The organism is Halorubrum distributum JCM 10118, from assembly GCF_000337335.1.
GTDB classification, from domain to species: Archaea; Halobacteriota; Halobacteria; order Halobacteriales; family Haloferacaceae; genus Halorubrum; species Halorubrum distributum.
This window is the reverse complement of the sequence record NZ_AOJN01000055.1, coordinates 1-12,139: the sequence shown is the minus strand read 5'-3', so window position 1 is coordinate 12,139 and position 12,139 is coordinate 1. Positions and strand designations below refer to the sequence as shown.

The 12,139-nt window shown below is 70.4% G+C and carries 10 protein-coding genes; 5 read left to right on the top strand and 5 right to left on the bottom strand.

The features are described from left to right. Nucleotides 1–37: 37 nt before the first annotated feature. From C466_RS12205 to C466_RS12195, 3 genes are all read left to right on the top strand, one after another. Nucleotides 38–2,608 (top strand): hybrid sensor histidine kinase/response regulator, encoded by a 2,571-nt coding sequence (locus C466_RS12205; RefSeq protein ID WP_004595675.1) that lies wholly within the window; start codon nt 38–40, stop codon nt 2,606–2,608. A gap of 73 nt (nt 2,609–2,681) precedes the next feature. Next, nucleotides 2,682–3,002: a helix-turn-helix domain-containing protein gene (locus tag C466_RS12200; protein WP_004595676.1), complete on the top strand. Its 321-nt coding sequence runs from the start codon at nt 2,682–2,684 to the stop codon at nt 3,000–3,002. A gap of 82 nt (nt 3,003–3,084) precedes the next feature. Then, nucleotides 3,085–4,410, top strand: coding sequence for a tRNA (N(6)-L-threonylcarbamoyladenosine(37)-C(2))-methylthiotransferase (locus tag C466_RS12195; protein WP_004595677.1), 1,326 nt, complete (start codon nt 3,085–3,087; stop codon nt 4,408–4,410). Nucleotides 4,411–4,454: 44 nt separating this feature from the next. Here the strand turns inward: C466_RS12195 and C466_RS12190 are convergent, their stop codons facing one another. The 5 genes from C466_RS12190 to C466_RS12170 all read right to left on the bottom strand — a co-directional run bounded on the left by C466_RS12190 (nt 4,455) and on the right by C466_RS12170 (nt 10,776). Continuing rightward, the gene (locus C466_RS12190) at nt 4,455–5,630 is read right to left on the bottom strand and encodes a sensor histidine kinase (RefSeq protein ID WP_004595678.1); all 1,176 of its coding nucleotides are present in this window, start codon (nt 5,628–5,630) and stop codon (nt 4,455–4,457) included. Between the two features lie 63 nt (nt 5,631–5,693). Continuing rightward, nucleotides 5,694–7,823, bottom strand: a complete 2,130-nt coding sequence (locus tag C466_RS12185; protein WP_004595679.1) for an AMP-dependent synthetase/ligase — start codon at nt 7,821–7,823, stop codon at nt 5,694–5,696. A gap of 163 nt (nt 7,824–7,986) precedes the next feature. Beyond that, on the bottom strand, nt 7,987–8,973 hold the full coding sequence (locus C466_RS12180; RefSeq protein WP_049908333.1) for a DUF7260 family protein: 987 nt from the start codon (nt 8,971–8,973) through the stop codon (nt 7,987–7,989). A gap of 145 nt (nt 8,974–9,118) precedes the next feature. Next, complete coding sequence (locus tag C466_RS12175) at nt 9,119–9,961, bottom strand: translation initiation factor eIF-2B (protein WP_004595681.1); 843 nt, start codon at nt 9,959–9,961, stop codon at nt 9,119–9,121. 92 nt (nt 9,962–10,053) lie between these two features. Next, nucleotides 10,054–10,776 carry a DUF726 domain-containing protein gene (locus C466_RS12170; protein ID WP_004595682.1) on the bottom strand — a complete coding sequence of 241 codons (723 nt, stop codon included), beginning with the start codon at nt 10,774–10,776 and terminating at the stop codon, nt 10,054–10,056. A gap of 261 nt (nt 10,777–11,037) precedes the next feature. Between C466_RS12170 and C466_RS12165 the strand changes: the two genes are divergently transcribed. Both C466_RS12165 and C466_RS12160 read left to right on the top strand, forming a co-directional pair. After that, entirely contained in the window at nt 11,038–11,520 is a 483-nt protein-coding gene (locus C466_RS12165; protein WP_004595683.1) for a hypothetical protein, read from the top strand. Nucleotides 11,521–11,600: 80 nt separating this feature from the next. Then, a complete protein-coding gene (locus C466_RS12160; RefSeq protein WP_004595684.1) occupies nt 11,601–11,813 on the top strand; it encodes a hypothetical protein in 213 nt (70 codons plus the stop codon). Nucleotides 11,814–12,139 lie beyond the last annotated feature (326 nt).

The window sequence follows — 12,139 nt, the reverse complement described above, 5'->3', positions numbered from 1 at the left end:
GCGAAAGCTAAAATTAGCGGTAGGGTAACACACGCACATGAATTCGGGTCCCGACGAGACGCCGCCCGACGCCGGTGCGGCCGAAACCGACGCGTCGGGACCGACCGAGGGCGCGACCCGCGTCCTGTTCGTCGACGACGAGCCCGGGGCGGCCGACCTCGCCGCCACTCACGTCGAGCGACTCGTGGACGGCATCGAGACGATCACTCGCACGTCCCCCGACGAGGCGCTCGACGCGGTCCGGAGCGAGCGCGTCGACTGCGTCGTCAGCGACTTCGACATGCCGGGGGCCGACGGGCTCGAACTGCTCGAATCGGTCCGCGAGCTCGGCCCCGGGATCCCCTTCGTGCTGTTCACCGGCAAGGGGAGCGAGGAGATCGCGAGCGAGGCCATCTCCGCCGGCGTCACCGACTACCTCCAGAAGGGCGCCGGGCGGGACCGCTACGAGATGCTCGCGAACAGCGTCGCGAACGCGCTCGGCCGGCGCCGAGCGGAGCGCGACCTCCGCGAGGTGAACGCGAAGGTCACGGCGATCCACGAGTTCGCGACGGCGCTGGCGTCCGTGACCGAGGTTTCGACGGTGTTCGAGCGCACGGTCGACGCGGCCGAGGAGATCCTCGAATTCGACCGCTGCGTCACCGCCCGCCGGCGCGGCGACCGGGTCGTCCCCGCGGTCCTCTCAGAGAGCGTCACCGAGGCGGAGGTCCGGACGTTCGACGTCGGCGAGGGCGTCGTCGGGACCACGGTCGCCGACCAGGAGACGATCGTGGTCGACAACCTCAGCGTCGACCCCGCGGACCCGGACGAACTGGAGGACCCCTCCTCTCCGGGCCGGTCCGCATCCGGGACCGACCGACGGGAGGGATCGGCGGTGGCCGACCCGGTCGCCGACAACATTCGGTCGGCGATCAGCGTTCCGATCGGCTCGCACGGCGTGTTACAGGCAGTCTCCGACGGCTACGCCGCGTTCGACGAGCGCGACGTGGAGTTCGCTGAACTGATCGCCTCGCACGCCGCGAACGCGATCGAGCGGATCGAGACGGAGGCCGAGCTCCGACGGGAGCGCGACCGGCTGACGGCGCTGTTCCACGACCTACCGCTCCCGGCTGTCCGCACCGTCGCCCTCGGCGAGGATGGTCGCCGCCTCGACGCCGCCAACGAGGCGTTCGAGCGCACGTTCGGGTACGGCGCCGACAGCGGGTACGAGGAGGTTCGGGACGCGATCATCCCGGCCGCCGCCGAGCGGCTCGAACCGGAGGCGGTGCTCGAACGCGACGAGCCATCGCGGCGCCAGGTCCGCCGCCGGACCGCCGACGGGATGCGCGACTTCATCCTCCACGTCATTCCCGTCAAACAGTCGGGCGAGACAGTCATTTACAGCGTCTACGCCGACATCGAGGACCAGAAGCGCGTCGAGCGGACGCTGCGCCGGCTCCACGCGACGACCCGCGAGATGTTCGGCGGCGAGGACCGCGCGGACATCGCGGCGCTGGCGTCCCGTGCGGCGATCGATATCCTCGAGTTCCCGAACAGCGGCGTCCGGCTGTACGACCCCGAGGCGAACGTCCTCCGCCCGACGGCGATAAGCGAGGAGGCGACGGAGGCCTTCGGTGACAGGCCGGCGTTCGGTCCGGGCGACGGCCGCGTCTGGGAGGCGTTCGAGACGGGTCAGCCGGTCGTGGTCGACGACCTCGCCGCGGTCGACACCGCGGTCGGGTACGGCGAACTCAGGAGCCTCTTGGTCGTGCCGCTCGGCGACCACGGCGCGATGCCGCTCGGGGCGCGCGAACCGGGCTTCTTCGACGAGACGGACCTCCAGCTGGCCCGCGTCCTCGCCGCGAACGTCACGGTCGCGCTCGACCACGCCGAGCGGACCGAGCAGCTCCGCGACCGCGACGCCGCGCTCCAGCGGGAGATCGACCGGCTGGAGAAGTTCGCGGGGTTCGTCTCCCACGACCTCCGGAATCCGCTCAACGTCGCCGCCGGGCGGGCCGACCTGGCCCGGTCGCTGACGGACGACGCCGCCGTCATCGAAGAGCTCGACCGGGCCGAGGACGCGCACGACCGGATGAGCCAGCTGATAGACGACCTCCTCGCGCTGGCTCGGCAGGGCCGGACGGTCGACGAGATCGAGTCCGTCCCGCTGGACGAGGCCGCCGAACGCGCGTGGCGCACCGTCGACACCGACGACGCGACGCTCGACGTCTCCGAGGCGACGGCCGCGGTCGAGGCGGACCCGGAGCGGCTCCGCACGCTGTTCGAGAACCTGTTTATAAATAGTGTGGAACACGGGTCCGCGAACAGTCGGTCGGAGCCCGACGACAGCGCCGAGCTCGGCTCGGACACCGACGCCGAAGGCGACACCGACGCCGCCGACCTCACCGTCTCCGTCGGGTCGCTCCCGGACGGATTCTACGTCGCCGACGACGGGGCCGGCTTCGACATCGACCCGGAGGCGGCGACGGAGTACGGCCGTTCGAGCGCGTCGAACGGGACGGGGTTCGGCCTCGCGATCGTGCGCGAGATCGCGACCGCGCACGGCTGGGAGCTGTCGATCGACGGCGACGATGGCGCTCGGTTCGAGTTCCGCCAGCAAGCTGGTATATAAAAACCGGGTTGGCGTGCGCGGCCGGCGCACAGGCGGGCCACGGTTATGCGCGAATCGCCCCTGTACGTAACGTATGGACGAAGGTACCCGGAAGCTGCTCGAACCGCTCCCGCCGAGCGCCAAGCTGGTCTACTACGTGCTCGACGCGGAGGGGAGGTTCGACCAGACCGGCCTCGCCGAGGAGACCCGCCTCTCGACGCGCACCGTCCGGTTCGCGGTCGAGAAGCTCACCGAGGTCGGGCTCGTCGAGGAGGGGCTGTGCCCCCGCGACGCCCGCCGCTCCGTCTACCAGGCCGTGCCGCCCGCGGAGCGCGATCCCGTCGACGAGCCGGAGGCGACCGCCGAGTCGGCCTCCGATGCCGACGCGCCGGCCGCCGCTGTCGCCGAGGACTGAGGCCCGAAGGTGCTCGCCTCGTCCCACCGACGCCCCGATCCGTCGCGCTTTTGCCCCCGGGACCGGTAGCAAACTCACTCCGATGGCGACGTACCACATCGAAACCTACGGCTGTAGCTCGAACCGGGGAGAGAGCCGGGAGATCGAGCGCGCCCTCCGCGACGGGGGGCACCGCCCGGCCGACGGCCCCAAAGACGCGGACGTCGCCATCCTCAACACCTGTACCGTCGTCGAGAAGACCGAGCGAAACATGCTCCGCCGCGCCGAGGAGCTGTCGGATATGACGGCCGAACTCGTCGTCACCGGCTGTATGGCGCTCGCGCAGGGCGAGATGTTCGCCGACGCGGACGTCGACGCCGAGATCCTCCACTGGGACGAGGTTCCCTCCTACGTCCTCAACGGCGAGTGCCCGACGGTCACGCCGGACGCCGAGCCGGTCCTCGACGGCGTCGTCGGCATCCTCCCCATCGCGCGCGGCTGCATGAGCAACTGCTCGTACTGTATCACCAAGTTCGCCACCGGCCGCGTCGACTCCCCGTCCGTCGAGGAGAACGTCGAGAAGGCCCGGGCCCTGGTCCACGCCGGCGCGAAGGAGATCCGCGTCACCGGTCAAGACACGGGCGTCTACGGCTGGGATAACGGCGACCGGAAGCTCCCGGAGCTGCTCGACCGCATCTGCGACATCGACGGCGAGTTCCGGGTCCGGCTGGGGATGGCGAACCCCGGCGGGATCCACGGGATCCACGAGGAGCTCGCCGACGTGTTCGCCGAGAACGAGGAGCTGTACGACTTCATCCACGCGCCCGTCCAGTCGGGCTCCGACGACGTGCTGGAAGACATGCGCCGGCAGCACCGCGTCGAGAAGTTCCGCGAGGTCGTCGAGACGTTCGACGACCGCCTCGACCACTGGACGCTCTCGACCGACTTCATCGTCGGCTTCCCCACCGAGGACGAGGCCGACCACGAGCTGTCGATGGACCTGCTCGCCGAGGTCCGCCCCGAGAAGATCAACGTCACCCGCTTCTCGAAGCGCCCCGGCACCGACGCCGCCGACATGAAGGGGCTCGGCGGGACCGTCAAGAAGGAGCGCTCGAAGGCGATGTCCGAGCTGAAGATGGAGGTCGTCGGCGAGGCGTACGAGTCGATGGTCGGCGAGACGTTCGAGGCGCTCGTCGTCGAGGAGGGGACCGGCGACTCCGTGAAGTGCCGCGACGGCGCCTACCGACAGATCATCGTCCAGAACGCGACCGATCGCGGCGTCGAGGTCGGCGACTTCCTCACCGTCGAGGTGACCGGCCAAAACACGGTGTACGCGTTCGGCGACCCGGTCGAGACCGAGCGCGACCCGGTCGACGGCGATTCGGTCGAGCGCGACGACCGGCCGGAATCGACGGCTTCGTCGGCGTAACGACCCGAGCCACGTCGCCAGCGGTATTTCTCCGGGGCGTCGGCTCAGGCGGGCCCGTCCTGATCCGGCTCCGTTCTCCCGGTTCCGGCGAAGTCAGAATCGCTCCATCCGGAAGGCCTCTCCGCCCGATCGCCGAGTCCGACGGCCTCCGGGACCGGGCCGATCGACCCGTCGGATTCGAGGTGATCCGGGAGCCGGATCCGGACGACGGTCCCGTGCGGGTCGTTCTCCGCGAACTCGACCGTTCCGCCGGCCCGGGTCACGGTCCAGTATATCAGCCACAGCCCGAGTCCCTCGGTGTGTTCCAGCGGCGTCTCCTCGGCGTTCCGGAGCGTCTCCCGTTCGATCTCCGGGATCCCCCGCCCGGTGTCCGCGATCGAGAGGGTCGTCGCGTCGTCGTCCCGATCCACGCGCACCGTGACCGTCACGTCGTCGTCGTTGTGTTCGATCGCGTTCCGCAGCGCCTCCTCGATCGCGAGCGGGAGCGACGGGTGCGCACGGACGAGACAGCGGTCCGGCAGCTCCGTCCGGACGGCGACGCCGGGCGCCTCCGCGGTCAACTCCGCTACTCGCTCCTCGACGACGGCGACGAGGTCGAACGACTGACGCGACTCGGTCCGCCAGATCGACGCGATCCGGCGGGTCCGCTCGCTCGTCTCGACGAGGGCTTCGAGGTGCGTCCGAGCGATCGCCGCCCGCTCCGCGACCTCCGCGTCGTCCTCGACGTCCTCGATCCCGTCGAGGTAGCCGAGCCCGACCGACAGCTCGTTGCGGATGTTGTGGCGCAGCACGCGGTCGTTGATGGAGAGCAGGGTGGCGAGCTCCTGCGCTTCGGCGAGCTGTTCGTCGGCCTTCACCGCGTACGGTCCCGCACGAGACCCGACCGCCGCGCCGAGGCTCGCGGCGAACGAGATCAGAAAGGAAAGCTTGAACGCGTGGTGTTCGAGCAGCCAGATGAGCCAGACGACGCCGGCGAGCGCGGCGAACGAGAGGGCGGTCAGGGCGGCGATCCGGACCGCCCGCCACCGGCCGGACACCGAGATTCCCCAGTCGGGCAGGTCGTACACCGTGTAGAAGACGAAGCCGGAGAGCCCGACGATCAGCGCCGACTCGAGCAGCGAGCCCACGCCACCCCCCTGGAGCGCCAGATGTCCGGCGCCGAGCCCGGCAGAGAGGACGCCGAGCGCGGCGAATCCGACGCGGGGGGTCAGGGAGGTCATCGAGTGCGGTACTCCTTCCCGACGTTTAGGACTTTCTCGGGAGACCCGCCGAGACGGACGGCATTAGTCCTCCTCGTAGATCAGTTCGACCTCGTCGGCGAACCGGTCTAAGATGTTCCGCCGCTTCTTCTTCATCGTCGGCGTGAGCAGGTCGTTGTCCTCGGTGAACTCCTCTTCGACGAGTCGGAACTGCTTGATCTTCTCGTACGACTCGAACTCCTCGTTCACGCGGTCGACCTCCGATTGAATCCGCTCGCGGACCCTGTCGTCGCGGCAGATCGCCGCGTGCTCGTCGGGCAGGTCGATCCCCTCGGCGTCGGCCCACGCCGCGATCTTCTCGAAGTTCGGCACGATGAGCGCGGAGACGAACTTCCGGCCGTCCCCGAGGACGACGCACTGCTCGACGAACTCGTTGGCGGCGAAGCGGTCCTCGATGGGGCCGGGGGCGACGTTCTTCCCGGTCGAGAGCACGAGCAGCTGCTTGGCGCGCTCGCGGAAGGCGACGTACCCGTCCGGCCTGAGCTGGACGATGTCGCCGGTGCGGAACCACGGCTCCGCGGCGGCCGGCGCCGCGTCTTCGGCCGCCCTGTCGTCGTCCGCGTCGTCGGATCCCTCCCCGTCGACGCCAACGCGCTCGTCGGCCGGGGTCCCGGCGGTGACGACGTCGTCGGGGAGGTCGTCCGCGTCGACGAACGCCTCCGCGGTCGCGTCCGGGCGGTTCCAGTAGCCGTCCGTCACCTGCGGGCCGCGGACGAGGAGTTCGCCCACGTCGCCGGCCAGGTCCGCGACCTCCTCGCCCACGACGGAGCCGTCGATCGCGATCTCTGTGTTCACGACCGGCGGGCCGATGGTCCCCACCTGCGGCCGCTCGGGCGGGTTGACGCAGATCACCGGCGACGTCTCCGTCAGCCCGTACCCCTCCAGGATCGGGAGGTCCATCGCGTGGTACAGCGCGCACAGCTCGGCCGACAGCGACCCGCCGCCCGAGATGAAGAAGTCGACGTTGCCGCCGATCGCGTCCCGGACCGACGAGAAGACGAGCCGGTCGGCGACCGCGCGCTTGGCGTCGAGCAGGGCCCCGGGGTCGTCGGCTTCGTGGTGCGCGCGGCCGACGCCGACCGCCCACTCGAAGATGCGCTCCTTCACGGGCGACTCGCCCGCCTGTTCGCGGATCGCGTCGTACAGCTTCTCGTAGACGCGCGGGACGCTGGTCGTCGTCGTCGGGCGCACCAGCCCGAAGTCCTCCCGGAGCGAGTCGGGGCTCTCCGCGTACGCGACCGTCGCGCCGGCGGCGAACATCATGTAGTGGCCCGCCATCCGCTCGAAGACGTGCGCCAGCGGGAGGAACGAGAGGGTGGTCGTCTCCGCGGAGATACCGGGTACCCCCGGGTCGCGGTCGGGTCGGTCGGCGAACCGACGGTAACACTGCGAGACGTTGTCGCGGAAGTTCGCGTGCGTGAGGCGGACGCCCTTCGGCTTCCCGGTGGTGCCGGAGGTGTAGATGAGACTGGCGAGGTCGCCGACGTCGGCCGCGTCGATCCACCCCTCGTAGGTCGCCTCGTCGAACGCGTCGGCGCCGCGCTCGTGGACCTCGCCGAGGGTGTACACGTCGTCGAGGGCGCCGTCGTCGAGCGCGTCGGCGTCGACACCGACGTCCGCGGTCGATATCTCGTCGGTGTCGACGTCGTCGACGGTCACGATCGCGTCGAGATCGTGTTCGAGGTCGCCGCGCACCGCGAGTACGTCCTCGAGCATCTCGCGGCTCTCGGCGACGACGACGGTCGCCTCGGGGTCCTCCAGCAGGTACCGCAACTGCCTCGGCGACGAGGAGGCGTAGACCGTCGTCACGACGGCGCCCGCGGCCAGCGCCGCGAAGTCTGTCTGGGCCCACTCCATGCGCGTCTGCGAGTACATCGCCACCCGCGTGTCGTCGTCGACGCCGAGTTCGCGGAAGCCCGCGGCGAGGTTCCGGACGATCCCGCGCATCTCGGCGTACGTCAGGTCGGCGTACTCGCCCGCGGGCGCCTCCGGAACGACCCCGTCGGCGACGAGCGACCGGTCGTGGATCCCCCCCTTGTACCGCTGCGCGATCCGGTCAGCGTGTCGCTCCGCGGTGCGTTCGAACATCTCGGAGAGCGTTTCCCGGGCGACCGCGTCGTCCGTGAACGCTCGTTCCGCCGCTTGCCAACTCATACACGCTCAGTCCCGCCCTACCTTCATAAACAATCCGGTAGTTTTGAGTTTCTCTCCGCTCGGAGCGGTCGCTGGGCGGTCAGCGGGCGAACAGCGGGCGAACAGCGGGCGAACAGCGGGCGAACAGCGGGCGAACAGCGGGCGAACAGCGACTACCAGGCGGTCAGCGGCCGCCGGTGATCCGCGTGCCGACGCGGTCTCTGTCCGTCCGGATGCCGTCGGCGACCTCCGCGATCTGCGCGAGGATCGGGTACCGCGGCCCGTCGGTGGAGCCGTAGAGGTAGTCGTAGAACGGGCGCTCGCGGTCGCCGTCGAGCGCCGTTTCGGGGGTCAGCGGCGGGTCGTCCAGCGAGCGCTGGCGATCGGCGGCGAGGTCGTCGCACTCCTCTTCGAGCTCCGCCAGCCGGTTCCAGACGTCGATCGCCGCGTCGGTCTCGCGGCCGGACCGGATCCCCTCCAAGTGACCGAGCAGCCGTCGGCGGCGGCGGTCGATCGACGACAGCGTCGCCTCTCGGTCGCCCAGCTCACCGATCTCCTCGTCTATCGCGTCGACGAGTCGCTCGCGCGCCTCGGCGGCGCGGCGGCTCCGGTCGACGAGCGCCGACCGGGTGCCGGCGGACAACCCCCCGTCGGACGCCAGCGCGGTCGCCGTGTCCGGGCCGAGCTCGGCGGCCAGGCTCTCTGCGGCCGACTCGTCGTACTCGGCCCGGTAGTGGGGCAGCGACAACACGGTGTCGTGGTACGCGGCCATCACCCGCCTCAGCGTCCCGTTGTCGCCCGCCGGCCCGTTTCCGGGGCGCCGGCCGCCGCCGGCGCCGTCGAGTCCGCGGAGCGCGCCGGCGGGCACGCCGGAGGGCGTCGCGTCCGTCGCGACGGAGACGGTGTCGATCCCCGCGACCCGGTCGGCGAACGACTCGAACGCGTCCCGCTCGTCGAGGACGCGGCGCCGCTCGCTGCGACAGGCCGACTCGGCGTCGCGGACGTACGCGAACCCCAGCAGCGCGAGCACGCCGGCGAGCGCGACCGCCGTGATCACTCTCGGCTCGGTCGCGACCGCCCACAGCTCGCACCAGCCGCTCCCGCAGTTCGCGCCCGTCACCCCCTGATCTGGAATCTGAAAGACCGCCGTCGAACCCGGATGAACGCTCATTGTACCTGTTAACACGGTACACGCACAAAGCGTTTTGGGCCGCACGGAGTCGTTCGACGGGCTACGCGGCGTTCGAGCGGCTGCGGCGACGCTCGAGAAGTACGACGGTGACCGGTGCGGCACGCGCGACTTGCCCGTGGCCCGCTCAGTTCCGGACGCCGTCGTCGGTGATCACGGTGTCGATCATCCCGATCGGCGTGGCGTCGTAGCTGGGGTTCTCGATCTCCACGTCCTCGACGGGCTCGCGCATCACCTCGACGGCGTCGCGGAACTCGTTCTCGAAGCGGAACTCCTCGATGGTCTTCGCGCCCGAGCCGACCGCGGTGACGGGAACGCCGAGTTCGCGGGCGGTGACCACGAGGGGGAAGGTGCCGATCCGGTTGTAGTAGGTGCCGCCCGTGATACAAGTGATTCCGAGGAGGACGCGGTCGCAGTCCCGGAGGGCGTACCCCATCGCGCCGTCGACGACCATCCGCGTCTCGACGCGGGACATCCCCGCGAGGACGCGAGCGGTCTTGCGCCCGAGTGTGCGCGGGCGCGCCTCGGTGACGTAGACGGTGAGGTGGGCGCCGTCGCGCGCGGCGTTCTCGATCGCCTCCAGCACCGTCGTCGAGTAGTCGTGGACGAGCAGCGTGTCGCCGTCCTCGATGCGCTCGGCCGCGTTGGCGGCCGCTTCGCCCTTCGCCGTCTCGATGTCGTCGACGACGCGGGCGATCACGTCCTCCAAGAGCTGCTTCGCGCCCTCGACGCTCGTCGCCTCGCCGACGATGGAGCGCTCAACGTCGCGCATCGCGTTGTGAAGCGCGGCGTGGGAGGGGTTCGACCGGCGCAACACGCCCGCGTTGTGTTCGAGGTCGCGCTCGAACTCGTCGACGGTCACGTACTCGCGGTCGAGCAGGTCCGCGAGCGACCGCGTCGCCTTCACGGCCACCGCCGACGTGCTGTGGGTCCGCATCGCCCGGATCTCGGCGACGGTCTCGTCGATCATGCCCGAACGGTCGGCCGCGCCGGTAAAAGGGGTTCCGGGGGCGAGCCGGCGGCGCAGCGAATCGCCGCCGGCGCGCCGAGGCGCCCGGCGGACTACTCGAACCCGAGTCGGTCGACCGCGCGCGGCAGACACCCCTCTTCCGGCTCGACGTACGAGTAGTGGTCCGCGACCAGGTCGGTGACGTCGACGTCGGCGTAGTTGTCGGGCGCCGTCGCGCCCTCAGCGAGCCCGCCGTGCCCGACCGCTCGCGTCCGGTCCGAGGCGCGGTACACCCAGCCGAGGACGCGGTCGTTCCGGCTGTGGAAGTTGTAGACCGGTGCGTCGATCGCCGCGATCGCGGGGCCGTATCGGCCGTCGACGGCGGCGCTGTCGCGCGGGATCGCGCCGCCGAACAGCGAGACCGAGGCGAGGGCGTCCGGCCGCCCGCAGTCGGCGAGTTCGCGGAGCGCCGCGCCCGTCACGCGGGCGCCGAGCGAGTGGGCGAACAGGTGGACAGGTCGGCCGTCCTCGTCCGCCCAGGCGGTCAGCCAATCGGCGAGCGGGACGCCGTTGGCGTCGGCGGTCTCCTTGGCCGGTCCCCAGTCGACGTTGGACGCCCACGAGTAGCCGATCACGGGGCGGGCGCTGGTCTCTTCGCTGGATTCCTTCGCCGCCGCGAGTCCGAGCCGAGCGGTGTACGCCAGATCTCGGGCCGACTCCGCGTCCGCCCCCAGACCGTGGACGAACAGGACCACGGAGTCGGCCCCGTCGAACGCCCACGCCCCCGACCGCTCCGTCGGGTCGCCGGCGTCGAGGCGCCCCCGCGTCGACACCATCGGCTGCGTCTCGGGCGCCTCGTACCCGCCGGCGTCGCCGTCGAGCGCGTTCGCGACGTAGAGGCCGCCGCCCCCGAGGAGGCCGATTCCACCCGCGGCGCCGTAGAGGAGGCGTCGTCGCGTGACGAGGCCAGAGGGACCGTCCGATGCGTCCGAGCCGTCAGCGGGGGTATCGGATGAGATGTCGGAACGTCGCCCCGGACGATCAAATAGCTGACGCGGCGGCGACGGCTGTTTATAAATGGATACCGTACGAGGCGTATGAGCTACCCGGTCACGTACTACTGTCCGCACTGCGGGACGCTCGTCGCGCTCGACCGCGAGGGGTATCTCGCGGACAAGTCGGTGACGCCGTACCCGCTGGAGGGATGGACGTACGTCGCGCCCACGGAGCCGTTCGACGGGGAGGAGGACGGCGAGAGCGATGACACTGCCGTCGAGGCCGACGGCGTCCGGTTCGTCTGCGGCGAGAGCGACGGCGTCGACTGGGACCCGCACGACGGCGTGCGGGGCACCGACGTCGGCGGCGACGAGCCGTACCGGGAACCCGACGCCGAGGGCGTCGGCTGCGGCGAGCCGTTCTACCTCTCGTTCGTCCGCTACGAGGAGGGGCGAGAGATTGATCCGGAAGCGGAGGCGGAGCCCGTCGAGATCAACCCCGACCCGCGGCCGAGCGGACCCCGCGGACCGGGAGGTCCGGGCGAGGCAGGCGGACCGGACGACTCCGACGGCGGCTTCTGGTGAGCGGTCGGGTCGACCCCCGTTCGGGCGGCAGCATCCGTTACGCCGGAAAATACTTCAGTTGAAGGCCGGAATCGCCGCGTATGCCCGGCAGCCGATCGAACTCCCCGCTCGGGAGGGCCGTCGGCGCGGCCGTCGCCCTCCTCGCGGTCGCCCTCCTCGCGTTGGACCGGTGGACCGACCTCGCCGTCCCGTACGGCTACGACTCCGGCAGCACCGCGCTGTTCCTCGTCGGCGCGGCCGCCGCCGTCCTCGCCGTCGCGCTCGGTGGCTACCGGTACTTCATCAGCGAGTGACGGCCGTCGGGACTGTCGGGGCGGTTCGGCAGTCCGGCGTCGATTTCGATGAGTTCGCATTTATAAGCAGTTGCCGCTGAACTGAGAGCGACGCGCCTCGTCTCGTGGGATTATTTATAAATGAGCGGCCGCGGACCACCGGGAATCGCCAAAGTCCCAGCCGCCTGTTTATGAATCGACGCCAGCAGATCGACAGTGACTACCGCCGAAGCCCTAACCGCCCGTTTATAAATAATCGAGCGCTCTTCTGTAGGAGATTGTTGATACTGCTGAGCTGCTGCTGTCGAGTCGAAGAGGACAAGGACACCGCGTCAGCGGTGTCCGAC